The organism is Jiella sp. M17.18 (genome assembly GCF_041027365.1).
Taxonomy (GTDB): domain Bacteria; phylum Pseudomonadota; class Alphaproteobacteria; order Rhizobiales; family Rhizobiaceae; genus VKMB-3413.
In genome coordinates this window covers 142,416-168,003 of sequence record NZ_JBFTEH010000012.1, presented here as the reverse complement: position 1 = coordinate 168,003, position 25,588 = coordinate 142,416, and the positions used below count along the sequence as shown (strand labels likewise).

Sequence of the window (25,588 nt, the reverse complement as noted above, 5' to 3'; positions counted from 1 at the left end):
TGCGCAACCTTCGTCGCCGCGTCACGCGGTCCTGCTGACTTCCTTGCCGATGTCTGTCCCATGGCTCGATCCTCCTTCCCAAAATTAGCATGGAAAGAAGCTTAAGAGGACAGGCAGGCGTTCCTCGACCATCTGAAGACGGAGCGGCTGGACGGCGGGATCCTCGCCGAGCATGTGTTCCGAACGTTGTAAAACGGCACGACGAAGACCTTTGACGAACGCTCACGCGAAGATAAGATTGCTACCTCGGATGGAGAGGGAGCTTTCATGCCACGCAAGCGGATTGTACCTGTTTTCGCTGTCAACATTGCCGCTGACCCCCATCCACCTAAGATCTATCCCCGCATTCTCCGCAAAGCATCGCGAATCATGGTGCAAGCTCGAGGGAGTGATTTCGCGCGAATTACGAAGCCGATTCGACATCGAAGACACCGTCATCTTTATGTTGGCCGACTGCATCTCTGGACAGACATCGATCTGGAGGGGGATTGGATCGACTTAGACAAGCAAGAGAAGCTCAGCGAGGATGAACGAAAAAAGATCAATATCCCCGAAAAAGCGAGGCCCAATTTCCGTGTTTTTGAGTATGTTTTTGATATCAGAAGCCACTTAATGTATATTGAGGCGCGAAATGATCTCGATAAGACTATAGGTGCGACCGTCGTTGAATCTATCATGCAGAAGATTTTTTCGCGCTGGGCCCTTGGCGAGAGCTTGCCAGAGGTTGCTGTCACGATGGTTCCTGAGGAGGGCGTTGCCGAAGAGCTGCTCGCGATCCCTCATAAGCGCATTATTCAAATTGTGGCTTATCGACCCAATCCGGATTTCGCGCCGCCAGAGACGGTCAGGCGCGTGAACGACTTGATGGATAGAATGAACGTCCATCGGATCGAACACCGATTTGCGCGAAGTGCAAACGCGGAAACGATTGTTCTACCGCCCGATGAGCGCGACCTCGCCGCAGTTGCCGTAGATAACGGGCTGTTTCGCATTCAGGGGCGTGACGACCAGGATAAGCCCGTCGATCTTTCCTCTCGAGACAGGCCTCGCAAATATGAGATCCCTATGGAGCGGAACGACAGCTTTCTTGCGAAGCTGCTTGATGCGCTTACGCACCTCCTTTGATTTCGGAGCCGCCGGAGACGATCTCCGACACTACTGGACCATTTACGGGGGATGGGCGGCCGTCTACCGCTCTCCGATATTTTGGATGTCGATCTTATCCGCTGCGCTCTGCTGGCCTCTTCTGGATGACGGCGCTTGGCACTCCGCGGTCTTTTCGATCGTCCCCACCGTTATGGCGTTCACCCTCAGCTCAATGGCGATTATTCTAGCTCTTCCAGCGTCACCCTTGTTTCGTGTCTTCGCTGAAGAAGGAAGAGATGACTCATATTTTCTTGATTTGACGTCAAAGCTAGTTCATTTCGTATTCATCCAGACGGTTTGCCTATTACTCGGATTGATCGGCCGGGCGCACGACTGCTTTCCTCTGAATTTTTTTGGTTTAGCAGCTCTTTTCTACGTTGTTTTTACAGGAGCCCTGATGGCTCTAAGCTTTTACGGGATGGCCCGGTTGTTCAACAGATCCGAGAAAGTGAAGAACAAGACTCAGCGCGACCAATGAACATGTGGCTGGCAGATCAGACCGGCGTGACCTGCAAAGGAATTATGAGTCTGTGCCCCTGCGCCGTCTCGACGCGTCGTCTTTGAGCATGCGCAGCCTCGCCTTTCGGGCGTCGCGCAACGTGATCGGCTCGCCATAGACGCCAAGAGCGACCACCTCGGCAGCAGGCCGCGCAACACCGACGCGCTTTGGCACAGGCGCCGGGCGCTCGACCCGACACCGCTCGCGCATTGCTGCTATCGCCGCCGGAGTGACGAACTCCTTGTTGGCGATCCTCTCGGTGACCAGGTTTCCGCGATCGCGCTCTCGGCGGAGCGCTGCGGGAGTGAGGTTGCCGTTCAGGAGCACTTCGCAGGCCTGCGCGCGCGGAAAAGGCTGAGATTGCATTTCACTCCGGAGCTTTCCAGCCGATGGCCTCGCAGCGGTCTAGTATGCGGCGCGCCTCATAAAAATCGCCGCCTTGCTGGACGCGGGCAAGGGCTGGATAGCAGGTTTCGTCCAACGCCCTTCGCGTCGCCTCGACCTTCGCCTGTGCAGCCTCGATCCTCGCTTGCTGGCGGTCCCAAAAGTACGCGCCGATCGCTGCGATGATCGCGATGCAAGTCACCCCGACCAATCCCCTCAGGAACATCTCGCTCTCCTTTTGAGCGAAGCGTACACGCGCTGCGTGAGCCTTCCAACAGCGCAGGAAGCGACACGGCTACGCGGGGCATGTCGCTTTTCTACGGCCGAGTATCGCTTTGATGCGACAGTATATTTCGATTACATACGTGAAAATATTTTCGCAAGCGTTATAGACAAGCGACATCGACTTCGGCAGCCTTGATTCATCGCCAGCAACGAAAGGATTGAGCGATGGAAGATCAGGCACGGAACCTTATCGCAGCCGTTGAAGCTCTCGGGGCGAAGCTTCGCGTGGAGGAGCGGTTCGATGGATCGTTCAGCCGAGCGTTCGATGTTCTCGGCTGTCCCGACGGCGAGTTTCCCGAGGAGCTTTTACCACTCGCGGCGCAGATGCGTGAACCGGCGATGCGCGAGGCGGTCACCGCTGAGATGATCCGGCAGCGCCGGGCGAAGCTCTGGCAGGATCCGGAGGAAGAAACCACGATTGGCTAGGTGTTGAGGCGTGGGGCCAGCGGCGCGTTCGTGCCAACCGGCGAGCGGGTGATCCGCCATCACCGCGGAGCTGCGGCTGCCTGATTTGCTGCGCGCCGATCGTGGCGACCGACAAGGAAGCAGCACCAGGGCGTCCCGCGGGGCGCCCTTTCAGCGTCCCCGTTCTGGAACCCTGTCGGAACCCTACAGCGGATTGGGCTCAAAAATCAGATGCAACGGCGCCGCAAGATGCTGTGATTGTTGAGCTTATTGGTGAGCGCGGTGGGACTCGAACCCACGACCTACAGATTAAAAGTCCGTTGCTCTACCAACTGAGCTACGCGCTCTTGATGGCGGTCCGCCGTTTCGGCAGGAGCCATCGGATCGCCCTTCGGCGGTGCCGGACGCGGGGTCTGTTGTCCCCTCCGGCCTGCGGGTGCGAGCCGCCTGCTGCGGGGGGTATAGGAAGCCTTCGGCAAAATCAATGAGGCCTGGCGCGGCCGAGCCCACCATGATGCGGCAAAAAGATCGGCAAGTGGTAACGCAGCCGTGCCCGGGTGCGAAGGAACGGGCGGGGCGGGCGGAGGCGACGGCCGCGGCGCCGGATTTGCCGCCGATGCGGCGAGGCGGTATGACCCATGCCGGACCCGGGCGGCGCCGACATCCGCCCTTCATGCCGACGCGATCGCGCCGATTTCGATCATCCTGCCGAGGCCCATCCTTGCTGTCCGAGATCTCCTATCCCACAGCCGTCTTCGCCGGCGCCCTGTCCTTCCTCAGCCCCTGCGTCCTGCCGCTCGTGCCGCCCTATCTCTGCTACATGGCGGGGGTCTCGGCGGACGATCTGCGGGCCGGGCCCGTGGTCGCCTCGACCAGCTATGCGCGTCTCATCGGGTCGGCCATCGTCTTCGTGCTCGGATTTACCACCGTCTTCGTGGCGCTCGGTGCCGGGGCCAGTTCGGTCGGCCAGGTGCTGCGGCACAATCTGAACTGGCTCGGCATCCTCGCCGGGATCGCGATCATCGCGATGGGCCTCAACTTTCTCGGCGTCTTCCGAATCACCCTCCTGTCGCGCGAGGCGCGGCTGAGGGCGCCGCACCGGCCGAACAGCCTGATCGGCGCCTATCTCATGGGCCTTGCCTTCGCCTTCGGATGGACGCCCTGCATCGGCCCGGTCCTCGGCGTGATCCTCGGCCTCGCCGGCGCCAAGGGTACGGTAGGCGAGGGCGCGGTGATGCTCGCCTTCTACTCGATCGGCCTCGGCCTGCCCTTCATCGCCGCCGCGGCTTTTTCCGGCGCCTTCCTGCAGTGGCTCACGGGCTTCCGGCGGCATCTCGGGACGGTCGAGAAGACGATGGGCGGACTGCTCGTCCTTACCGGCGTCCTGTTCCTGTCCGGCGGCATGCAGGCGATCTCCTTCTGGCTGCTCCAGGCCTTCCCGGCGCTGCAGACGATCGGCTGAGCGACCGAAGGCCGAGCTTCATCGAAATTCGAGCGGGATGTGCTAAGCATCGCGCCGACACGCACTTCTCGGGAATGACCATGGCGAGAACCTGCCTCTCGATCATCCTCGCGGCCGGCGAGGGCACGCGCATGAAGTCCCGGACGTCGAAGGTGCTGCACCCGGTGGCGCATCTTCCGATGGTTCGGCATGTCGCGCGGGCGGCGCTCGCGACCGGCGCGGACCGGATCGCCGTTGTCGTCGGGCGCAATGGCGAGGCGGTGGCCGCCGCGGTGCGGGCCGACGCGCCGGGCGCGGAGGTGGTCGAGCAGACGGAACGGCTCGGCACGGCCCATGCGGTGCTCGCGGCGCGGGACGTCATCGCGGAAGGGTTCGACGACATCGTGGTTCTCTTCGGCGACACGCCGCTGATCCGTCCGGAGACGCTGCAGCGGGCGCGGGCGAGCCTGGCGGCGGGCGCCGAGGTCTGCGTCGTCGGCTTCCGCCCGGCCGATCCGACCGGCTACGGCCGGCTGATCGAGCGGGACGGCGAGCTCGTCGCGATCCGCGAGGAGAAGGATGCGAGCCCTGCCGAGCGCGCCATCGACTTCTGCAATGCCGGCGTCATGGCGTTCCGCGGCGAGACCGCGCTCCAGAGGCTGCAGGCGATCGGCAACGCCAACGCCAAGGGCGAGTACTACCTGACCGACCTCGTCGAGATCACGCGGGGCGACGGGCTGAGCGTCCGGGCGATCGAGGCGGAGGCCTTCGAGGTCGCCGGCGTCGACAACCGGCAGAAGCTCGCGGCGGTCGAGGCCACGTGGCAGGCGGCACGGCGGCTCGACGCGATGCAGGACGGCGTGACGCTGCAGGATCCGGGAAGCGTTCATTTCGCCTATGACACCGACATCGCGCCGGACGTCACGATCGAGCCGAACGTCGTGTTCGGGCCCGGCGTCACCATCGCCTCCGGCGCGGTCATCCACGCCTTCTGCCATATCGAGGGCGCGGCGATCGGCCCCGGCGGCACGGTCGGGCCGTTCGCCCGCCTGCGGCCGGGCGCGCGTCTCGACGACGGCGCCAAGGTCGGCAATTTCTGCGAGGTGAAGAACGCCGAGCTCGGCCCCGGCGCAAAGGTCAACCACCTGACCTATATCGGCGACGCGCGGATCGGGGCAAAGGCGAACATCGGCGCCGGCACGATCACCTGCAACTACGATGGCGCGCTGAAGCACGAGACGATCATCGGCGCCGGCGCCTTCATCGGGTCCAACAGCGCGCTGGTCGCGCCGGTGCGGGTCGGCGACGAGGCCTATGTCGGCACGGGCAGCGTCGTCACCGACGACGTGCCGGACGGGGCGCTGGCGATCGCGCGCGAGCGCCAGGTCACCAAGCCGGATCGCGGTCGGCAGATCATCCAGCGCAATGCCGCGGCCAAGGCCGCGAAATCGCCCGGCGACGCCGCGTAATTTCGCGTCACCAAACGTTATTCCCGTCCCCGCCTCACGGCCGTTAAGGTCGCGCCAATCTGACAGGGGCAAGATCGCCCGACGAACGGGGACCCTTCCATGTGCGGAATCATCGGCATCATCAGCCACGAACCGGTCGCCGACCGCCTGGTCGACGCGCTGAAGCGGCTGGAATACCGCGGCTATGATTCGGCTGGCATCGCGACGATCGAGGACGGCCGGCTGACGCGCCTGCGGGCCGAGGGCAAGCTCGTCAACCTGCAGAAGAAGCTGAAGGCCGAGCCGCGTTCCGGCACGACCGGCATCGGCCATACCCGCTGGGCGACGCATGGCGCACCCACCGAGGGCAACGCCCATCCGCATTTCGCGGACGGCATCGGCGTCGTCCACAACGGCATCATCGAGAACTTCGCCGAGATCAAGCGCGCGCTCGTCGCCGACGGCGCGGTGTTCGAATCCCAGACCGATACCGAGGTCGTCGTCCGCCTGCTCGCCAAGCTGCGCAGAGACGGGCTCTCGCATCGCCATGCCATGCAGACGATGCTCGAGCGGGTGGCCGGCGCCTATGCGCTGGCGGTGATCTTCGAGGATCTGCCGGGGACGGTGATGGGGGCGCGCAACGGTCCGCCGCTCGCGATCGGGGCCGGCGAGGGCGAGATGTTCCTCGGCTCGGACGCGATCGCCCTGTCGCCCTTCACCGACGAGGTCCGCTATCTCGAGGACGGCGACTGGGTGGTGCTGACCGGGCAGGACGCCGAGATCTTCGACGCTTCCGGCCGGCCGGTGGAGCGGCCGGTGATCCGGGCCGGCGGCAAGGCGCACTATGTCGACAAGGGCAATTACCGCCACTTCATGCAGAAGGAGATCTACGAGCAGCCGGAGGTCCTCTCCCACACGCTCGGCGCCTTCGTCGACATGACCAGCGGCAGGACCCGCATCCCCGAAGGCCAGACGCTCGACTTCGCCGACATTCGCCGCATCGCGCTGTCGGCCTGCGGCACCGGCTACTACGCCGCGCTGGTCGGGCGCTATTTCTTCGAGCGTTATGCCCGCATCCCCTGCGATCTCGACGTCGCCTCGGAGTTCCGCTACCGCGAGAGCCCGCTCGGCGACGTGGACCTCGCGATCTTCGTGTCGCAGTCGGGCGAGACGGCCGATACGCTGGCCTCGCTGCGCTACGCCAAGAGCCAGGGGCTGAAGACCGCCGTCGTCGTCAACGTTCAGGGCTCGACCATGGCGCGCGAGGCGGATGTCGTCCTGCCGACGCTCGCCGGCCCCGAGATCGGCGTCGCCTCGACCAAGGCGTTCACCTGCCAGCTGATGGCGCTCGCGAGCCTGGCCGTGCGCGCCGGCGTCGACCGCGGCGTGATCGGCGCGGAGGAGGAACTGGAACTGACCCGCGCGCTCGCCGAGGCGCCGCGGCTGGCGCGCGAGGCGATCCACACGGAGGCGCGGATCGAGGCGCTGTCGCGCGAGATGGCGACGAAGCGTCACGCGCTGTTCCTCGGCCGCGGCTTCTCTTTCCCGCTGGCCATGGAGGGCGCGCTGAAGCTGAAGGAAATCAGCTATATACACGCGGAAGGTTATGCGGCGGGCGAACTGAAGCACGGGCCGATCGCGCTGATCGACGAGACCATGCCCGTCGTCGTCATCGCGCCGCACGACCGCAGCTTCGAGAAGACCATCTCCAACGTCCAGGAGGTGGCGGCGCGCGGCGGCGAGATCGTGCTCCTGACCGACGCGGCCGGGGCTGCGAACGGACCTGTTGAGGGCTCGCGCTGCATCGTCCTGCCGCAGATGGCGGAGATCCTGACGCCGATGATCTACACCATCCCGCTGCAGCTCCTCGCGTACCACACGGCGATCCAGATGGGCACGGACGTCGACCAGCCGCGCAATCTGGCGAAGTCGGTGACGGTGGAATAACCGCTCGTTTCGCAATTGCGGAAAATCGTCTTGCAAATGCCATGCCGGGGAACGATTCTCCGGCCGCCGGGGAGCGCTGTTTCGCGGCGCGCCCGCACCTGATCCGGCAAGACGGGAAGCGCTCGTCCGGAAGGATCGGCCACGGCGCAGGAACGGCGGGATCGTGGTGCGGCCGGGGCGCGGCCCGCCCGGAGGCGTTGAAGGATCGGCTTCGCGATGATGCGGCTTCGCAACTACTTCCTGACGGGTCTGATCGTCACGGCGCCGCTGGCGATCACCGTGTGGATCACCTGGTCCTTCATGGGCTGGGTCGATAGCTGGGTGCAGCCCTACATCCCGCCGCGCTACTGGCCGGATTCCTATCTGCCCTTCGCCGTGCCGGGCTTCGGCCTGATCTTCGCGCTGGTGCTGATCACGCTGATCGGCCTCCTCACCGCCAACATCATCGGCCGCACGATCTTCGGCTGGGGCGAGGGCCTGCTCGGCCGCATGCCGCTGGTGCGCTCGGTCTATACGGCGCTGAAGCAGATATTCGAGACGATCCTCGCCGACCGCTCGTCCTCCTTCAAGCAGGCGGCGCTGATGGAATATCCGCGCAAGGGCGTCTGGTGCGTGGTCTTCGTCGCGACGACCGCCCGCGGCGAAATCGCCTCGGTGCTGTCGGATCAGGGCGAGGAGATGGTGGCGGTCTTCCTGCCGCCGACGCCGAACCCGACCTCAGGATTCCTGATGTACGTGCCGCGCGAGGAACTCCGGATGCTCGACATGAGCATCGAGTCCGCGCTGAAGCTGGTCGTCTCGGCCGGCCTCGTCTCGCAGGACGAGGCGCCGCCGATGTCGCCTGCCGCCGCGTCGCGGGCGGTCGAGGAACGCCTGGCACGCGACAGCCGGCAGCCGGAGCCGGTGGAGTAGGGCGCCGGCCGAGCCTCGACCGGCCGGACCTCAGCGCGAAGCCGCGTCGCCCTCGCCGCCGAAGATCGACCAGCCCATGCGGGCGGTGAGCTTCTCCAGTGCGATGCGGCCGAGATGCGAATTGCCGGCGGCGTCGAGGCCCGGCGACCAGACGGCGATCGAGGCCTTGCCCGGTACGATCGCGAGGATGCCGCCGCCGACGCCGCTCTTGCCGGGCAGGCCGACCCGGTAGGCGAACTCGCCCGACCCGTCATAATGGCCGCAGGTCAGCATGATCGCGTTGATGCGCCGGGCGCGCTCGGGCGTCACCACGGAGAAGCCGGTCTCCGGATGCCGGCCGCGATGGGCGAGGAAGCTGCCGGCCTTCGCCAGTTGGCGCGCCGTCATGGCGATGGCGCAGTGGTGGAAGTAGACGCCGAGGACGGGGTCGACAGGGTTGTCGAGCACGCCGTTGCCCTTCATGAAGTTCGCGAGCGCCCGGTTGTTGAAGCCGGTCCGCTCCTCCGAGGCCGCGACGGCGCGGTCGATGAGGATCGTCTCGTCGCCGGCGAGGAACCGCAGGAAGCGCAGGATCTCGCCCAGCGCCTCCTTCGGCTGGTGGCCGGAGAGGATATGGTCGGTGACGACGATCGCCCCGGCGTTGATGAACGGATTGCGCGGCACGCCGCGCTCGTGCTCCAGCTGGACGATCGAGTTGAACCGGCTGCCCGACGGCTCGCGTCCGACCCGGTTCCACAGCCGGTCGCCGGCAAGACCCAGCGCCAGCGTCAGGGTGAAGACTTTGGAGACGCTCTGGATCGAGAACGTCATCTCCGCATCCCCCGCCGCCACGACTCTCCCGTCGGCCAGCGCCACCGCGATGCCGAACTGCCCGGGATCGACGCGCCCGAGTTCCGGAATATAGGTCGCGACATCCCCCCGATCCGGCCGCGCGGCCATCTCCGCGGCGATGGCGTCGACGGTGGACTGGAGGTCGGGCATGGGGCGGTTCCCTCGGAACTCTACGCTCGGCGCACCCCCCTCTGCCCTGCCGGGCATCTCCCCCGCAAGGGGGGAGATCGATGCTGCGCCGGCGCCGTTGCCGATCTTGGACGTGTCGGCACGCAAATCCGTCGATCATCAGGGGCGGCGGATCAAACCCGCCGATCCCCCCCCTCGCGGGGGGAGATGCCCGGCAGGGCAGGGCGACTGTCTTGGCTGTCAAGCGATTTGATCGCGCCATGGTTGCTGGTCCCGGACGATGGCGTTGAGGATGGTGATGAGCTTTCTGGCGACGGCGATGATGGCGACGAGCCTGGACTTGCCGGCAGCAATGAGACGGTCTCGGAAGGCTTTGAGGGCCGGGTTGTGGCGGGCCGCGACGAGCGCGCCCATGAACAGCGCCGATCGCACGCCCGCCCGGCCACCGCCGATGAAGCTCTTGCCGCGCCACCGGCCGGATTGCCGGGTCCACGGGGCGAGGCCGACCAGCGCCGCGATCTGCCGGCGGTCGAGGCTGCCCAGTTCCGGCAGTTCGGCCACCAGAGTGCGGGCAATCTGCGGGCCGACGCCGGGCACCGAGGTCAGCAGGTCGACCTTGGCCAGCCAGTTCGGCGAGCGCCGGATGCTCGCATCGATGTCCCGGTCGAGGTCGCCGAGCTCCTTCTCCAGCGCCTTCAGCAGACGCCGGATGCTCTTGGCCATGCGGCTGGAGGCCCGTTGCAGCCGCTGGTTCTCGGCGGCGATCATGACGACGATCTGGCGGCGCCGCGTGACGAGGTCGGCCAGCGCCTCCGTCTGGGCATCCGCCAAGGGGCGCACCGGGGGGCGCGTCGCCGCGGCGAAGCGGGCGATCACCGCCGCGTCGATCGGATCGGTCTTGGCTCGCTGGCCCAGCGCCTGGGCGAAGGCACGCACCTGCGCCGGATTGACCACCACCACGGGCAGCCCGGCCGCGGCGAGCGCCGCCACCACGACCGTCTCCAGGCCGCCGGTCGCCTCCAGGACGATCCGTTCCGCCCCCAGCGGGGCAAGGCGGACCACCAGGTCGGCCAGTCCATCCGGGTCGCGCAGCACGCTGAAGCGACCCAGCGAGGGTACGGTCGTGGCGACGGCCAGGCGGTCCTTGGAGACGTCGATACCGATCTGCAGAGCGTCCATCCGATCCCATCCTTGCGCAAGCGGGCTTCGCGTTCTGCGGCCCAAGCGACTGTTCGGGTTCGATGGAACGGCGGACGGGGATCCGTGCTCTGTTGCGGGATCTGCCTCCCTCAGGGGGGCCGGTCTCCCGTCCGCCACCGCAACCGGAACTATACCAGATGCGGCTGAAACAGAGTTACAAGGGGCGCATCGGAGCGCGAGCGTCGATGCGATGGCAGGCGCCGAGGATGCCCGAAGGCGGCGCCATCCTCACCCCGACCTGAGCAACCTTACCGCCTCGTCCTTCCCCATCAGATACAGCAGCACCCGCAGCGCTTCCCCGCGCTCGCTCGTGAGCGCCGGGTCCTTCGCCAGCACCAGCCGCGCGTCGTCGCGGGCGATCTCCATCAGGTCGGCGTGGTGCTCCATTCTGGCGATGCGGAAGAACGGCATGCCGGACTGCTGGGTGCCGAGGAGGTCGCCCTCGCCGCGCAGCTTCAGGTCCTCCTCGGCGATGCGGAAGCCGTCCTCGGTCTCGCGCATGACGGTGAGGCGGGCGGTCGCGGTTTCGCCGAGCGGGGCGCGATAGAGGAGGACGCAGGAGGAGGCCTTGTCGCCGCGCCCGACGCGTCCCCGCAGCTGGTGCAGCTGCGACAGGCCGAAGCGCTCGGCGTGCTCGATGACGATGATCGAGGCGTCCGGCACGTCGACGCCGACCTCGATCACCGTGGTGGCGACGACCAGCCTCGTGCGGCCGGCCTTGAAGTCGGCCATGGCGGCGTCCTTCTCCTCGCCGCTCATCCGCCCGTGGACGAGGCCGACGGCGTCGCCGAAGACCTGGCGCAACTGCCGGCAGCGCTCCTCGGCGGCCATCAGGTCGCTCTTCTCCGACTCCTCGACCAGCGGACAGACCCAGTAGATGCGCTCGCCCGCCGCGATCGCCTGGCCGGCCCGCTCGACGATGGCGCCGAGCCGCTCCATCGGCACGGCGACGGTGGTGATCGGCTTGCGGCCCGCCGGCTTGCCGGAAAGCCGCGAGACGTCCATGTCGCCGAAGGCGGAGAGGACGAGGGTGCGCGGGATCGGCGTCGCGGTCATCACCAGGAGGTCCGCCGCGCGGCCCTTGCGGGTCAGGCTGAGGCGCTGGTGGACGCCGAAGCGGTGCTGCTCGTCGACGACGACGAGGCCGAGGTCGAAATATTCGACGGCATCCTGGAAGAGCGCATGCGTGCCGACGACGATGTCGGTCGTCCCCTCGGCGAGCGCGGCGAGCTTCTCGGAGCGGGCGCGGCCGGTGTCGCGCCCGGTCAGGAGCGTGATCCGGAGGCCGACCGCACCGCAGAGCTTCGACAGGCCGTCATAATGCTGACGGGCGAGGATCTCGGTCGGGGCGAGGAGGGCCGACTGCGCGCCGGATTCGGCCGCGATCGCCATCGCCATCAGCGCCACCACCGTCTTGCCGGCGCCGACATCGCCCTGCAGCAGCCGCAGCATGCGGTCTTCGGCGGCCATGTCCGCGGCGATCTCGGCAATCGCGCTCTCCTGCGCTTCGGTGAGCGTGAAGGGCAGGGCGGCGCGCAACGGCTGCGAGAAGCGGCCGGTCCCGCCCATCACCCGGCCGCGGACGGTGCGCATCGACTGGCGCGACAGGGCGAGCGCCAGCTGGCTCGCCAGGAACTCGTCATAGGCGAGCCGCCGCATCGCCGCGCCTTCCGGCGCGATGTCGAGGGCGTCGGCTGGGTCGTGCAGCCGCTTCAGCGCCTCGGCGAGCGGCGGGAAGCTCTGGCGCCTGGCGACGGTCGGGTCGATCCATTCGCTTAAGCCCGGCAGCCGCTCCAGCGCCTGGCCGATCGCCTTCCGCAGCACCTTGCCCGACAGCCCTGCCGTCATCGGATAGATCGGCTCGACGAGGCTCAGCGTCTCGGCCTCGGCGAGCGGCGCGGCGAAATCCGGATGCACCATGGACGGGCGTCCGTTGAACCATTCGACCTTGCCGGAGACGATCATCGTCTCGCCGACCGGCAGGAGCTTTTCCAGCCAGGCGCCCTGGGCGCGAAAGTAGGTGAGGGCGATCTCGCCCGTCTCGTCCTGCGCGAAGACGCGGTAGGGGGCGGAGCGCTGCGCACGGCCGGGCGGCTGGTGCCGGTCGATCCGCACGGTGAGGGTGACGATCGCCCCCTCCGGGGCGGTGGCGATCTCGGCGCGCTTGCGCCGGTCGATCAGCCCGGTCGGCAGGTGAAACAACAGGTCGCGCACCCGCACCGCCTCGCCCGGCCGCACCAAGAGCGTCTGGAACAGGCCGGCGACCTTCGGCCCGACGCCTTCCAGCGTGGTGACGGCGGCGAAGAGGGGATCGAGGATCGAGGGGCGCATGAGGCTCGTTTACCGCATTTGCGCCGAATGCGAAGCGTCGGATTGTCGGGAGTCGGTTGGGGGGACGAGGTGCCGCGCCTTCACGAAATCGGTGCGACCGACACCCGAGAAGGTTCTGATGCCCCACCGGCGCGCGTGGGCTGGGCCGAGACCTAACGAAGCAGGGGGTCTCGGCACTCCTCCTCAAGGCTGACAGCCGCCTCGTTCGTCTCTATATGCGTGACGATCCACACGACAGGACCGACATGACCGGCATGCAGCGCTCCTCGAGCGATCTCGACGTCCGCCGCCGCAAGGCGCTCTATCATTCCTGGCACCGGGGCATCCGCGAGATGGACCTGGTTCTCGGGCGTTTCGCCGATTCCGAGATCGCGACGCTCAGCGACGCCGATCTCGCCGATTATGAGCTGTTGATGGAGGTCCCGGACCGCGACCTCTTCCGCTGGATGACCGGCGAGGACGAGGTGCCGGAGAACTACGACACCGCCGTCTTCCGCCGCGTGAAGAGCTTCCACAACGGCGACTGGGGAGCCTGAGCGGTGAGCGTTCCCGACAAGCTCAAGAAGGCGCTGGAGCGCGGCGGCGGGCTGGAGATCGGCGGCGTCCTCGACGGCTACGACGCCTTCCTCCTCGCCGACATCGCGCGCCTGCGCGGCAAGAAGAAGCCGGTCGTCTTCGTCATGCGCGACGGCAACCGCATGGGCGAGCTGGAGGACGCGCTGCGCTTCGTCGCGCCGGACCTGCCGGTGCTGACGCTGCCCGGCTGGGACTGCCTGCCCTACGACCGCGTCGGTCCCTCCGGCGAGGTGGCGGCGCGGCGCCTGTCGGCGCTCGCCTCGCTGTCGGCGCTTCGCAGGGAGCCGCACCGCGCGCTGATCCTGACCACCGCGAACGCCATGCTGCAGAAGATGCCGCCGGCCGCCGTGCTGGCGGAGGAGACGGTCGCGGCGTCCGCCGGCGGGCGCGTGCCGATGGAGCAGATCGTCACGGCGCTGCAGCGCGGCGGCTTCGAGCGGGTCGCGACGGTGCGCGAGCGCGGCGAGTTCGCCGTGCGCGGCGGCATCCTCGACCTCTTCGCGCCCGGCGAGGAGGAGCCGGTGCGGCTCGACTTCTTCGGCGATACGCTGGAGACGATCCGCGCCTTCGATCCCGCCAGCCAGCGCACGACGAAGCAGCTGAAGCGCTTCGAACTCGCGCCGGTCTCGGAGGTCAGCCTCACCGACGAGACGATCAGCCGTTTCCGCACGAACTACATCAAGCGCTTCGGTGCCGCCCAGCGCGAGGACGCGCTCTACACCTCGATCTCCGAGGGCAAGCGCTTCTCCGGCATGGAGCACTGGCTGCCGCTGTTCTACGAGCGGCTGGACACGCTGTTCGACTATTGCGACGGCTTCCCCATCGTCCTCGACCATCTGGCGATGCAGTCCGTCGAGGAACGCCGCAAGACCGTCGCCGACCACTACGAGGCGCGGCGGCGCGCGGTCGGCGCGGCGAGCGCCGAGACGGTGCCCTATCATCCGGTCGAGCCGGACGCGCTGTATCTTTCCGGCGACGAGCTGGCGGCGGGGCTGGCGATCGCCGATCCGATCCGCCTGTCCGCCTATGGCGTGACGGATGCTTCGGGCCGCGAGGTCGTCAATCTCGACGTCCAGCGCGGGCGCAACTTTGCCACCGAGCGTGCGGCGGGCGACGCCAACGTCTTCGAGGCGGCGGTCGCGCATATCGCCAAGCTGCGCGCCGACGGCCGGCGGGTGGTGCTCGCCGCCTGGACGGAGGGCTCGCGCGAGCGCCTCGCCCAGGTGATGGAGGAGCACGGCCTCGGTGGCATGAAGCCGGCGGAGAACCTGAAACAGGTCAACGAGGCGCCGAAGAACCTCGTGATGACGGCCGTCCTCGGCATCGAGGCCGGCTTCGAGACGCCGGACCTCGCCGTCGTCGGCGAGCAGGACATTCTCGGCGACCGACTGGTCCGGCGCGGCCGGCGCAAGAAGCGCGGCGCCGATTTCATCTCCGAGGTCTCCGGCCTCAACGAGGGCGACATCGTCGTCCATGTCGACCACGGCATCGGCCGCTTCGTCGGCCTGAAGACGATCGAGGCGGCCGGCGCGCCGCACGACTGCCTGGAGCTGCGCTACCAGGGCGACGACCGCCTGTTCCTGCCGGTCGAGAACATCGAGCTCCTGTCGCGCTATGGCGGCGAGGGCTCGGAGGCGATGCTCGACAAGCTCGGCGGCGGCGCCTGGCAGGCGCGCAAGGCCAAGCTGAAGAAGCGCCTGCTCGACATGGCGGACGGACTCATCAAGATCGCCGCCGCAAGGCAGATGCGCGGCGCGCCGAAGCTGGTGCCGCCGGAAGGCCTGTGGGACGAGTTCGCCGCGCGTTTCCCCTATGAGGAGACCGAGGACCAGCTGAACGCCATCGACGCGGTCACCGACGACCTGTCGCTCGGCCGGCCGATGGATCGCCTCGTCTGCGGCGATGTCGGCTTCGGCAAGACCGAGGTGGCGCTCCGCGCCGCCTTCGTCGCGGCGATGAACGGGCTGCAGGTCGCGGTCGTCGTGCCGACGACGCTGCTCGCCCGCCAGCATTTCAAGACCTTCTCCGAGCGGTTCCGCGGCCTGCCGCTGAACGTCGCGCAGGCCTCGCGCCTCGTCACGGCCAAGGAGCTGAACCAGACCAAGAAGGGCCTGACGGAGGGGACCGTCGACATCGTCGTCGGCACCCATGCGCTGCTCGGAAAGGGTGTCGACTTCAAGAATCTCGGCCTCCTGATCATCGACGAGGAGCAGCATTTCGGCGTCAAGCACAAGGAGCGGCTGAAGGAGCTGAAGTCCGACGTCCATGTTCTGACGCTGTCGGCGACGCCGATCCCGCGCACGCTGCAGCTGGCGCTCACGGGCGTGCGCGAGCTGTCGCTCATCACCACGCCGCCGGTCGACCGCATGGCGGTGCGCACCTTCGTCTCGCCGTTCGATCCGATGGTGGTGCGCGAGACGCTGCTGCGCGAGCGCTACAGGGGCGGGCAGAGCTTCTACGTCTGCCCGCGCGTCTCCGATCTCGCCAGCGTCAAGGAGTTCCTCGACACGCAGGTGCCGGAGCTGAAGGTCGCGGTCGCGCACGGCCAGATGGCGGCCGGCGAACTCGACGACATCATGAACGCCTTCTACGAGGGCCAGTACGACGTGCTGCTCGCGACGACCATCGTCGAGTCCGGCCTCGACATCCCCACGGCGAACACGCTGATCGTCCACCGCGCCGACATGTTCGGCCTCGCCCAGCTCTACCAGATCCGCGGCCGCGTCGGCCGGTCGAAGCAGCGCGCCTATGCGCTGCTGACGCTGCCGGCGAACAAGACGCCGACCAAGGGCGCCGATCGCCGGCTGAAGGTGCTGCAGTCGCTGGACACGCTCGGCGCCGGCTTCCAGCTCGCCAGCCACGACCTCGACCAGCGCGGCGCCGGCAATCTTCTCGGCGACGAGCAGTCCGGCCACATCAAGGAGGTGGGCTTCGAGCTCTACCAGCAGATGCTGGAGGAGGCGGTCGCGACGATGAAGGGCGAAGAGGCGGAGACCGACGGCCAGTGGTCGCCGCAGATCGCGCTCGGCACAGCGGTGATGATCCCGGAGGGCTACGTCCCGGATCTCCAGCTTCGCATGACGCTCTACCGCCGGCTGGCGGACCTCACCGATGCGCGCGAGATCGACGCCTTCGGCGCCGAGCTGATCGACCGCTTCGGGCCGCTGCCGACCGAAGTCGAGCATCTCCTGAAGGTGGTGTTCATCAAGGCGCTGTGCCGCAAGGCCAATATCGAGAAGCTCGACGCCGGGCCGAAGGGCCTCGTCGTGCAGTTCCGCGACAAGAGCTTCGCCAATCCCGCCGCGCTGGTGCGCTACATCGGCGAGCAGGGGAGCGCGGCGAAGATCCGCCCGGATCAGTCGATCGTCCTCATCCGCGACTGGCCGACGCCGGAGAAGCGTCTCAACGGCGCCGCGACGATCGCGACCAACCTCGCGCGCTTCGTCGACGAGGGGCAGAAGCAGGCGGCGTGAGGCCGCCTGCCGTCATCGTCGCTTCGCCCGGTGTGGCTCAGGGCCGGAGCGAGCCCACCAGCGACTTGCCGATCTCCGCGATGGCGTGGTTGCGCTCGTCCATCGAGGCGTTCGTCCCGGTGATATAGATCGCCGCGACGAGGGGTTTTGCCTTCGGCGGCCAGATCACCGCGATGATGCCACGCGTGCCGTGGCCGCCTGCGCCGCTGCGATCGGCGATGCGCCAGCCTTCCGGCAGGACGGACCGCAGCAGCGGTCCCGCCACCTGGTCGGCCACGAGCTAGTCGGTCAGCTGCCGGCGCGACGCCTTGGACAGCGCGTTGCCGAGCACCAGCTTGCGCAGGCTCGCGGTCGCTGCGGCCGGCGTCGTCGTATCGCGCGGATCGCCCGGCGTTCCCTCGTTCAGATCGGGCTCCTTGCGGTCGAGGCGCGTCGTCCGGTCGCCGATGTGGCGCAGGAAGGCTGTCACCGCCTTCGGCCCGCCGATGGCGTCGAGGACGAGGTTGATGGCGGTGTTGTCGCTGAAGCCGGTCGCGGCCTCGCAGAGGGCGCCGAGCGTCATCGCCTCGCCGACATGCTTCTTCGTGACCGGTGCGTAGTCGAGAATGTCGGACTGGCGCACCGTCACCGTCTCGGCGAGCCTGCGCTTGCCGCTGTCCACCTGGGCCAAGAGCGCGGCGCAGGTGAAGGCCTTGGAGGTGCTCGCCATCGGGAAGCGTTCGTCCGCGCGGTGCGACCAGTGCGGCAGGCGCTTGTCGCCGAGGACGGCGACACCGACGCGGGCGCCGAGATCCTTCTCGACCGCCGCGATGACGGCCGCGGGTGGCTGGCCTGGTGCCGGCTCCGCGGCCATCGCGGGGATGGCGACGGCCAGCGCGGCGGTGGCCGAGAGAAGCGAAGCGATCAGCCCTCGCCGATCGAACCTGAGGGTCATGGATGGAGGTCTCCGGATGGCCGCCGCGGCATAACCGCTGCTGCGGACGCTGGTGAAGTCACGTCGACTGCCGGTCGACGCCTCGCCGGTTCAACACCGAACTTGCGACGCTTCTTCGGCGAGCGCGTCCGCATCCACAAGGTCGGCCGGGATTTCCCAAATCGACCGCCGGTATGGTTGCCGAGGAGTAAAAGCGAAAGGTCGGTACCGGCCGTGCGCCGAAGCTCGCCTGATGTCGATCAAGAGGCGGCTCGCGTTCACGCCGCGGGCTCTCTCGCCGCTCCCTCAGTTCGTCTTCACGCTCGACGGATCGCGCCAGAAGGCCGGCAGCTGATAGCCGTAGAGCGGCGTCTTGTCGGGGTGCTTGATGAACTTCCAGCGCGCCAGCCATTGTTCCGGCAGGTGGTAGAGCGGCACGACGTAATAGCCGGAGATCAGCGCCCGGTCGTAGGCGCGCACGGCCGCCACGAAGTCCTCGCGCGAGTGGGTGGTGACGATGTCGTTGATCAGCGCGTCGAGCGCCGGGTCGGCCGCGCCGGCGTAGTTGAAGGTGCCGTTGATGCCCTTCGAGATCGACCCCCAGCGGTAGACCTGTTCGGCGCCCGGCGACAGCGAGGCGGAATAGGTCGCGATGATCATGTCGTAGTCGTAGGTGTTCTTGCGCGCCTGGTACTGCGCGTCGTCGACCTGGCGGACGGTGATGTTGATCCCGACGCGCTCCAGCGTGCGCTGATAGGCGAGCGCGATGCGCTCCTGGTCCGCCGATTGGACCATGATGTCGAAGGTCAGCGGCTGCCCGTCCGGGCCGACCATCTGCCGACCCTTGAAGTGATAGCCGGCCGCCTGCAGCGCCTGCACCGCCTGGCGCAGCACCTTGCGGTCGCTGCCCGAAGCGTCGGTCACGGTCGGCCTGTAGGTGCCGTTCAGGATGTCCGGATCGACCTTGGCATGCGCCTCGCCGAGGAACTGCTTCTCCTTGACCGAGGCAGGCTTGCCGACGCTCGACAGCTCCGAGCCGTCGAAGAAGCTCGCGGTGCGCACATAGACGTCGTCGAACAGGTTCTTGTTCGCCCATTCGAAGTCGAAGAGCATCGCCAGCGCCTTGCGCACGGCGCGGTCCTGGAACACCGGCCGGCGGGTGTTGAAGACGAAGGCCAGCATGTTCGCCGGTGCGCCGGAGGTGAAGCTCTCCTTGACGACGTCGCCGTTCTTCACGGCGGGGAAGTCGTAGGCCGTCTTCCAGTGCACCGGGCTGCCGTCGGCATAGACGTAGGACAGGCCCTTCTTGAAGGCCTCGAACTGGGCGTTCGGATCACGATAGTAGTCGATGACGATCTTGTCGTAGTTGTCGAGGCCCTGCTTGATCGGCAGGTCCTTGCCCCAGTAGTTCGGGTTCTTCTTGTAGACGATGCGCCGCCCTGGCAGGACCTGGTCGATGAGATAGGGACCGGAGCCGATCACCGGCTTGAGCGTCGTCTGATCGAAGGTCTTTTCGTCGAAGGCGTGCTTCGGCAGGACCGGCAGGCCGGAGATGAGGAGCGGCGTCTCGCGGTCGGCGGTCTTGTCGAAGGTGAAGCGCACGCCGTGCTCGCCGACCTTCTCGATCTTCACCGCCGGCCGCAGCCAGTTGGCATACATCGGCCGGCCGTATTCGCGCAGCATCTTCACGGTCCAGATGACGTCCTCCGGCGTCACCGGCACGCCGTCGGAGAACTTGGCCTTCGGATCGAGCTGGAACTCGACGAAGGTGCGGTCCGGATCGGTCTCCACCGACTTCGCGAGGAGCCCGTACATGGTGAAGGGCTCGTCCGGCGAGCGCTGCATCAGCGGCTCGAAGACGAGATTGCCGAACTCCCGGTCGAACCAGATGCCACGGGCCGTGGTCAGCGCGCCCTTGACGATCACCGGGTTGAGATTGTCGAACGAGCCGAACACGCCGTAGCGCATCGTGCCGCCCTGCGGCGCGTGCGGATTGACATAGGGCAGGTGCGCGAAGTCGGCGGGCAGCGCCGGATCGCCCTGCATGGCGATCGCGTAGGTCGGTGCGGCGCGGGCGGGCAGGGTGGCGACGGCGGCGCACAGGACGAGCGCGAGCCCGACAAAGCGCCCGAAGGGCGTGGCGGCAGGAAAGATCCGCATGCGGCTGAAGGCTCTCCGGTTCGGCTGGACGAGCCGGACTTTAGCCGCGGCGGTCGCCCTTGCCTACCTCCGGACAGGCCGCCGCGATCGCGGGTTTGCGGCCCGCGCAAGCCTTCAAACGGCCGCATTTGCGAAAGACTCCCCGGCCCGCTAAGGAAGGATCCATTCCCATCCCCGAGATACGCGCCGAAAGGATTTGAGGCCGTGATACAACGTTCGCTGAACGCTTCCACCTCGATGCTCGCCGCCGGCCTGGTCGGCCTGGCGGCTCTCGTTGCCAGCGTTCCGGCCGCCAGGGCCCAGGCCGCTGCAGACCAGAACCAGGCGGACCAGGGCGTGCCGACCGAGTGGTTCAAGGTCTGCGCCAAGCAGGGCGACAACGACATCTGCAACACCCAGTACACGCTGTTCGCCGACACGCGGCAGATGATCACCGCGATCAACCTGATCACGGTGAAGGGCAAGGTGAACCAGAAGGTGATCCAGGCCGTCGTGCCGTCCGGCCGGGTGATCCCGGCGGGCGTGCAGGTGAAGATCGACGACGGCCAGCCGCAGACGCTGAACTACTCGGTCTGCTTCCCGAACCGCTGCATCGCCGAGGCGGAGCTGACCGACGCGATGGTCGCTTCGATGAAGAAGGGCAAGCAGATGGTCGTCACCTCGATCAACTTCCAGCGGCAGGCCAATCCCGTGCCGATCACGCTGTCCGGCTTCACCCAGGCCTATGACGGCCCGCCGAAGGCCCAGCCGGAGCTCGCCCAGCGCCAGAAGGAGCTGAACGACGCGCTGCAGAAGCAGGCCGAGGAACGGCGCAAGAAGTTCGAGGACGCGCAGAACGCCGCCAAGAAGGATGCCGGCGGGACCTCGAAGTAGGGTCGTCGCCTCATCGGTGAACGCAGTTTCGGGGGCGCTTCGGCGCCCCCGTCGCGTTCGGGGCTGCCGCAGCTCGCCGCCCTGTCTGCATAGTCCTGTACCGCAGCCACCGGAGGGACGCGGTTCGCGCCGGGAGAGGCGGCCGCCGTCAGTTCCGGTGGTTGCCCTTCAGCCGGTAGACGCCGTCGATCGGCCCGTCGAAGAGGTCGCCGATCTGCGGGTGGCGGACCGGCCCGCCCGCCTCGTCGGGGACGAGGTTCTGCTCCGAGACATAGGCGATGTACTCGCTCTCGGCATTTTCCGCGAACAGGTGGTAGAACGGCTGGTCCTTGCGCGGCCGCATCTCCTCCGGGATCGCCTCGTACCATTCCTCGGTGTTGCCGAACTCGGGATCGACATCGAAGATCACGCCGCGGAACGGGAAGATCCGGTGGCGGACGATCTGTCCGATGGAAAAGCGAGCAGTTTGCATTGCGTTCGGCACTCCTTTAACCCGCGAGCCCTTAGCGACATTCCGAGCCGCTAGGCAAGACTGGCGCCCGGCCTCTCCGGGCAGTCCGCCGCCTCCCGCCGCTTCTCCGGAGCAACATCCCTTGATCCAGATCGTCGGGCTGATCTCGCCGTTCTTCGCGCTGATCGCCCTCGGCTTCCTCGCCGGCCGGATCGTTCGCCATCCGGTGAGCGGGCTCGACTGGCTCAACGTCTTCATCATCTACATCGCTTTGCCGGCACTGTTTTTCCAGCTGCTGTCCAAGACGCCGGTCGAGAAGCTGGCGAGCGTCGGCTTCATCGCCGCGACGACCCTCGGCACCTTCCTGATCTTCGTCACCGGTTTCACCGTCGCAGTGCTGAAGAGTCGCGGCGACGTGCCGAGTGCGACGATCCAGGGCCTTGCCGGCGCGTACGGCAATATCGGCTACATGGGGCCGGGCCTGGCGCTGGTGGCGCTGGGTCCCGCCGCCGCCGTCCCCGTGGCGCTGATCTTCTGCTTCGACAACACGCTGCACTTCGTCATGGCGCCGCTCCTGATGGCGCTCGGCGGCGAGCGCCGTGGATCGCCCGGCGCCCTCGCGCTGTCGGTCCTGAAGAAGATCTTCACCCACCCGTTCATCCTCGCCACGATCGCCGGCGTCGGGGCGGCGGCTCTCGGCGCCGTACCGCCGGCGCCGGTCGATCGCTTCCTCGGCCTCCTGTCCGGCGCCGCGGCGCCGTGCGCCCTCTTCGCGATGGGGGTGACGCTGGCGCTGCGGCCGCTGAAGCGGGTGCCGGTCGAACTCGGCTTCATCGTGCCGCTGAAGCTCGTGGCACACCCGATCGCCGTGTGGCTGCTCCTCGGCCTGTTCGGCTCGTTCGACCCGGTCTGGGTGAAGAGCGCGATGCTGCTCGCCAGCCTGCCGACGGCGACAAACGTCTTCGTGATCGCGCAGCAATACGGCGTCTGGATCGAGCGGGCCTCGGCCTCGGTGCTGGTGACGACGGTGCTGTCGGCGGCGAGCGTGACCCTGCTTCTGTTCCTGATCGCGTCAGGCGCGGTCCCCGCCGATCCATTTCCGTAGCGAGCGCGGCACGCCGGTGATGCCGGCGCCCGGCGACAGGCCCTCGCGCATGGCGAACTGGCGCAGCAGCGGCACCTCCGCCATGGCGGTCAGCCCCAGTGAGCGTGCGAACTGGGTCGGCAGCATGCCGGCGAGCAGCGAGCGGTTGAGCAGGTCGACGCCGAGGGTGCGCGAGTTGACGTCCGCCTTGCGCGCCGCCTCGTAGCGCAGCAGCGTCACGCGCCGGCCGGGATCGTCGCGGCTTTCCGAAGCGAGGCGCACGATCGCCTCGCCGTCGCGCAGGCCGAGGTTGAGCCCCTGCGCGCCGATCGGCGGGAAGGCGTGGCCGGCCTCGCCGACCAGCACCAGCCGGTCCGCCGTCAGCCGGTCGACCGAGGCCCCGCCGAGCGGAAAGCGCTGGATCGGCTCCTCCACCTCCACCGCGCCGAGGATCCAGTGCAGCTTCTCGGCGACCGTCTCCGACAGCTTTTCCGGTCGCAGCTCGACATAGAGTTCGGCGAGCTTCGGATCCTCGACCCAGACCAGCGACGAGCGCCGGCCCGGCAGCGGGACCTGGGTGAAGGGGCCGGTGCGGGTGTGGAACTCGGTGGAGACCGCGCGGTGATCAACCGCGTGCGAGAAGTTGAACACGATCGCCGACTGCGGATAGCGCCACTGCCGCGTCCGGATGCCCGCCGCCTCGCGCATCGGCGAGCGACGGCCGTCGGCGGCGACGACGAGGTCGACGGCGTAGCGCGAACCGTCGTCGAGCGTGACGATGGCCTTCGCCTCGCCGGGCTCGTAGCCGGTCGCCTTGGCCTCGCGCACTTCCAGGTTCGGCTCGACCGCGCAGCGCGCCTTCAGCGCCTCCAGAAGATCGGCGTTGAGGATATTGTAGCCGAAGGCCGAAAGGCCGATCTCGCTCGCGTTGAACTCGACCGTCGGGGCGTGGAACAGCCGCCCCGTGTCGTCGACGAGGCGCATCACCGCGAGCGGCGCCATCTTGTCCTGCAGCGCCTCGAACACGCCGATCTCGGAGAGGAACGCGTAGGAGCGACCGAGGATGGCGGAACTGCGGGCGTCCGGCGGCGCGCTTGGTGCGATCAGCACCGTGTCGAAGCCCTTCGCCGCAAAGCCCAAAGCCGTCGCGGTTCCCGCCAGGCCGCCTCCGACGACGGCGATTTCCCTGCGCTCGATCGACACGTCTGCGATCTCCCCTTTGCGTCGGCACCTGTGGTGCCTCATGCTGGCAGCCTGTTCGTGCTGCGCTTGGATTCGGCAGATACGCACGCTACAGCGGAAGGCAATGGTCGCAAGGTCGCAGGATGCAAGCCTTCGGCAGAGCAGGCAGCGGAGTTCATGGCGAACGCAGTTCCCCCCTTCGAGCAATGGCGCGCATTCGCTATTCATCTTCTGACCGCGAGCGGCGCGTTCTTCGCCTTCATGGCGCTGATCGCGGCGGCGGAACGGCGCTGGGTGGCGGTCTTCGCCTGGCTCGGACTGGCGCTCTTCATCGACGGGATCGACGGCCCGCTGGCGCGCAAGGCCAACATCAAGGCGCTCCTGCCGAACTGGTCCGGCGACCTGCTCGACTCGATCATCGACTATGCGACCTTCGTGATGATTCCGGCGGTCGCGCTGTACCTGTCCGGCCTGATCGGGGAGCCTTGGTCGGGCGTCGCCGCGGGAATGATCGTCGTGTCCGCAGCGATCTACTATGCCGACACGCGCATGAAGACCAAGGACAACTACTTCCGCGGCTTTCCCGTCGCCTGGAACATGGTGGTCTTTGCCTTCTTCGCGATTCGGCCGACCGAATGGGTCGCCTTCGGCTTCGTCGTCGTCTGCACCATCGCCACCTTCCTGCCGATCAAGTTCCTGCATCCGGTGCGCGTCAAGCAGTTGCGCGGGGCCAATCTCGCCGTGGTCGCGGCCTGGTCGGTGTTCGGATTCGTCGGGCTGATCGACGGCTTCGACCTCGCCGAGTGGACGCGGTGGGGACTTGCCGCCACCTCTCTCTATCTGTTCTCCATCGGCGGGATCATGCAGCTCATCGACCGGCTGCGCGGCCGCAGCGACTGATCAGTTTGGGAGAAACGCCATGAGCAAGGCCATCGTCGTCCACGAACTCGGCGGACCGGAGGTCCTGTCCTACGAGGATCACGATCCCGGCCGGCCGGGCAGGGGGGAAATCCTCGTCGCGCAGGAGGCCGCGGGCCTCAACTTCATCGACGTCTATTTCCGGACCGGCCTCTACAAGTCCGACAAGCTGCCCTTCGTCCTCGGCAAGGAGGGGGCTGGTATCGTCGAGGCCGTCGGCGAGGGCGTGACCCGCTTCAAGGAAGGCGACCGGGTCGCCTATAACGGCGTCAGCGGCGCCTATGCCGAGAAGGTCCTCGTCGACGCCGAGCGCGCCGTCGCGGTGCCGGAGGCCGTCGAGCTGAAGACTGCGGCGGCGGTGATGCTGAAGGGCATGACCGCCGAATATCTCCTGCGTCGGACCTTCAGGGTCGGGCCGGACACGGTGCTCCTGTTCCACGCGGCCGCCGGCGGCGTCGGGCTGATCGCCGGCCAGTGGGCGAAGCATCTCGGCGCCACCGTCATCGGCACGGCCGGCTCGCCGGAAAAGTGCAAGCTGGCGCTGGAGCACGGCTACGATCACGTCATCAACTACAATGACGAGGATTTCGTCGCGCGGGTGAAGGAGATCACCGACGGCCGCAAGTGCGACGTCGTCTATGATTCGGTCGGCAAGGACACCTTCCCGGCAAGCCTCGACTGCCTCAGGCCGCGCGGCCTGTGGGTCACCTTCGGCCAGTCCTCGGGGAAGCTGCCGGAGATCGACCTAGCGATCCTCAATCAGAAGGGCTCGCTCTTCGCCACGCGTCCGACGCTCTTCCACTATGTGGCGACGCGGGAGGATCTCGAGGCTTCCGCCAAGGCGCTGTTCGGCGTCATCGCATCGGGCGCGGTGAAGATCGAGATCGGCCAGAGCTTCCCGCTGTCCGAGGCCGCTGAGGCGCATCGCGCGCTGGAAGGCCGCAGGACCACCGGCGCGACCGTCCTGACGATCTGACGGCGCGGTCGCGGCAGGTCCGGC

General features: G+C 67.4%; 22 protein-coding genes and 1 tRNA gene. 13 read left to right on the top strand and 10 right to left on the bottom strand.

Annotated features, from left to right (window positions below; genetic code table 11):
- Nucleotides 1–267: 267 nt before the first annotated feature.
- On the top strand, nt 268–1,125 hold the full coding sequence (locus tag AB5S17_RS19955; RefSeq protein WP_369242670.1) for a DUF4747 family protein: 858 nt from the start codon (nt 268–270) through the stop codon (nt 1,123–1,125).
- Entirely contained in the window at nt 1,103–1,624 is a 522-nt protein-coding gene (locus tag AB5S17_RS19950; protein ID WP_369242668.1) for a hypothetical protein, read from the top strand. The genes AB5S17_RS19955 and AB5S17_RS19950 overlap by 23 nt, the downstream gene beginning before the upstream one ends.
- A gap of 388 nt (nt 1,625–2,012) precedes the next feature.
- Here the strand turns inward: AB5S17_RS19950 and AB5S17_RS19945 are convergent, their stop codons facing one another.
- A complete protein-coding gene (locus AB5S17_RS19945; protein ID WP_369242666.1) occupies nt 2,013–2,255 on the bottom strand; it encodes a hypothetical protein in 243 nt (80 codons plus the stop codon).
- 224 nt (nt 2,256–2,479) lie between these two features.
- Here AB5S17_RS19945 and AB5S17_RS19940 point away from each other — a divergent pair, with 224 nt between their 5' ends.
- Entirely contained in the window at nt 2,480–2,740 is a 261-nt protein-coding gene (locus AB5S17_RS19940; protein WP_369242664.1) for a hypothetical protein, read from the top strand.
- Between the two features lie 250 nt (nt 2,741–2,990).
- Here AB5S17_RS19940 and AB5S17_RS19935 read toward each other — a convergent pair.
- A tRNA-Lys gene (locus tag AB5S17_RS19935) sits at nt 2,991–3,066 on the bottom strand.
- Nucleotides 3,067–3,443: 377 nt separating this feature from the next.
- Between AB5S17_RS19935 and AB5S17_RS19930 the strand changes: the two genes are divergently transcribed.
- The 4 genes from AB5S17_RS19930 (at nt 3,444) to AB5S17_RS19915 (ending at nt 8,467) form a co-directional block, all read left to right on the top strand.
- Complete coding sequence (locus tag AB5S17_RS19930; RefSeq protein WP_369242698.1) at nt 3,444–4,181, top strand: cytochrome c biogenesis CcdA family protein; 738 nt, start codon at nt 3,444–3,446, stop codon at nt 4,179–4,181.
- 74 nt (nt 4,182–4,255) lie between these two features.
- Nucleotides 4,256–5,629 carry a bifunctional UDP-N-acetylglucosamine diphosphorylase/glucosamine-1-phosphate N-acetyltransferase GlmU gene (glmU, locus tag AB5S17_RS19925; protein ID WP_369242662.1) on the top strand — a complete coding sequence of 458 codons (1,374 nt, stop codon included), beginning with the start codon at nt 4,256–4,258 and terminating at the stop codon, nt 5,627–5,629.
- A 99-nt stretch (nt 5,630–5,728) separates the two neighbouring features.
- Nucleotides 5,729–7,555 carry a glutamine--fructose-6-phosphate transaminase (isomerizing) gene (glmS, locus tag AB5S17_RS19920; protein ID WP_369242660.1) on the top strand — a complete coding sequence of 609 codons (1,827 nt, stop codon included), beginning with the start codon at nt 5,729–5,731 and terminating at the stop codon, nt 7,553–7,555.
- A gap of 216 nt (nt 7,556–7,771) precedes the next feature.
- A complete protein-coding gene (locus AB5S17_RS19915) occupies nt 7,772–8,467 on the top strand; it encodes a DUF502 domain-containing protein (RefSeq protein WP_369242658.1) in 696 nt (231 codons plus the stop codon).
- A gap of 30 nt (nt 8,468–8,497) precedes the next feature.
- On the opposite strand, the gene AB5S17_RS19910 is transcribed toward AB5S17_RS19915, so the two are convergent.
- From AB5S17_RS19910 to recG, 3 genes are all read right to left on the bottom strand, one after another.
- Nucleotides 8,498–9,448 carry a glutaminase gene (locus tag AB5S17_RS19910; protein WP_369242656.1) on the bottom strand — a complete coding sequence of 317 codons (951 nt, stop codon included), beginning with the start codon at nt 9,446–9,448 and terminating at the stop codon, nt 8,498–8,500.
- A 219-nt stretch (nt 9,449–9,667) separates the two neighbouring features.
- On the bottom strand, nt 9,668–10,606 hold the full coding sequence (locus AB5S17_RS19905) for an IS110 family transposase (RefSeq protein ID WP_369242654.1): 939 nt from the start codon (nt 10,604–10,606) through the stop codon (nt 9,668–9,670).
- Between the two features lie 249 nt (nt 10,607–10,855).
- Nucleotides 10,856–12,958: an ATP-dependent DNA helicase RecG gene (recG, locus tag AB5S17_RS19900; RefSeq protein ID WP_369242651.1), complete on the bottom strand. Its 2,103-nt coding sequence runs from the start codon at nt 12,956–12,958 to the stop codon at nt 10,856–10,858.
- A 245-nt stretch (nt 12,959–13,203) separates the two neighbouring features.
- Between recG and AB5S17_RS19895 the strand changes: the two genes are divergently transcribed.
- Together AB5S17_RS19895 and mfd are read left to right on the top strand one after the other, a co-directional pair.
- Complete coding sequence (locus AB5S17_RS19895; RefSeq protein ID WP_369242696.1) at nt 13,204–13,494, top strand: succinate dehydrogenase assembly factor 2; 291 nt, start codon at nt 13,204–13,206, stop codon at nt 13,492–13,494.
- Between the two features lie 3 nt (nt 13,495–13,497).
- Nucleotides 13,498–17,007, top strand: coding sequence for a transcription-repair coupling factor (gene mfd, locus AB5S17_RS19890; protein ID WP_369242649.1), 3,510 nt, complete (start codon nt 13,498–13,500; stop codon nt 17,005–17,007).
- Between the two features lie 37 nt (nt 17,008–17,044).
- Here the strand turns inward: mfd and AB5S17_RS19885 are convergent, their stop codons facing one another.
- From AB5S17_RS19885 to AB5S17_RS19875, 3 genes are all read right to left on the bottom strand, one after another.
- The gene (locus AB5S17_RS19885) at nt 17,045–17,284 is read right to left on the bottom strand and encodes a hypothetical protein (protein ID WP_369242647.1); all 240 of its coding nucleotides are present in this window, start codon (nt 17,282–17,284) and stop codon (nt 17,045–17,047) included.
- 3 nt (nt 17,285–17,287) lie between these two features.
- On the bottom strand, nt 17,288–17,941 hold the full coding sequence (gene bla, locus AB5S17_RS19880; RefSeq protein ID WP_369242645.1) for a class A beta-lactamase: 654 nt from the start codon (nt 17,939–17,941) through the stop codon (nt 17,288–17,290).
- 285 nt (nt 17,942–18,226) lie between these two features.
- Nucleotides 18,227–20,080, bottom strand: a complete 1,854-nt coding sequence (locus tag AB5S17_RS19875) for an extracellular solute-binding protein (protein WP_369242643.1) — start codon at nt 20,078–20,080, stop codon at nt 18,227–18,229.
- Nucleotides 20,081–20,284: 204 nt separating this feature from the next.
- On the opposite strand from AB5S17_RS19875, the gene AB5S17_RS19870 reads away from it, so the two are divergent.
- On the top strand, nt 20,285–20,953 hold the full coding sequence (locus tag AB5S17_RS19870) for an invasion associated locus B family protein (protein WP_369242641.1): 669 nt from the start codon (nt 20,285–20,287) through the stop codon (nt 20,951–20,953).
- A 148-nt stretch (nt 20,954–21,101) separates the two neighbouring features.
- Here AB5S17_RS19870 and hspQ read toward each other — a convergent pair whose 3' ends face one another.
- Nucleotides 21,102–21,425 carry a heat shock protein HspQ gene (gene hspQ, locus AB5S17_RS19865; protein ID WP_369242639.1) on the bottom strand — a complete coding sequence of 108 codons (324 nt, stop codon included), beginning with the start codon at nt 21,423–21,425 and terminating at the stop codon, nt 21,102–21,104.
- 121 nt (nt 21,426–21,546) lie between these two features.
- Here hspQ and AB5S17_RS19860 point away from each other — a divergent pair, with 121 nt between their 5' ends.
- Nucleotides 21,547–22,509 (top strand): AEC family transporter, encoded by a 963-nt coding sequence (locus tag AB5S17_RS19860; RefSeq protein ID WP_369242637.1) that lies wholly within the window; start codon nt 21,547–21,549, stop codon nt 22,507–22,509.
- On the opposite strand, the gene AB5S17_RS19855 is transcribed toward AB5S17_RS19860, so the two are convergent.
- A complete protein-coding gene (locus AB5S17_RS19855; protein WP_369242635.1) occupies nt 22,477–23,691 on the bottom strand; it encodes a UbiH/UbiF family hydroxylase in 1,215 nt (404 codons plus the stop codon). The two genes, AB5S17_RS19860 and AB5S17_RS19855, sit on opposite strands and share 33 nt — an antisense overlap.
- A 156-nt stretch (nt 23,692–23,847) precedes the next feature.
- On the opposite strand from AB5S17_RS19855, the gene pcsA reads away from it, so the two are divergent.
- Together pcsA and AB5S17_RS19845 are read left to right on the top strand one after the other, a co-directional pair.
- Complete coding sequence (gene pcsA, locus AB5S17_RS19850; RefSeq protein WP_369242633.1) at nt 23,848–24,570, top strand: phosphatidylcholine synthase; 723 nt, start codon at nt 23,848–23,850, stop codon at nt 24,568–24,570.
- 19 nt (nt 24,571–24,589) lie between these two features.
- Nucleotides 24,590–25,564 (top strand): quinone oxidoreductase, encoded by a 975-nt coding sequence (locus AB5S17_RS19845; protein WP_369242631.1) that lies wholly within the window; start codon nt 24,590–24,592, stop codon nt 25,562–25,564.
- Nucleotides 25,565–25,588: the final 24 nt, after the last annotated feature.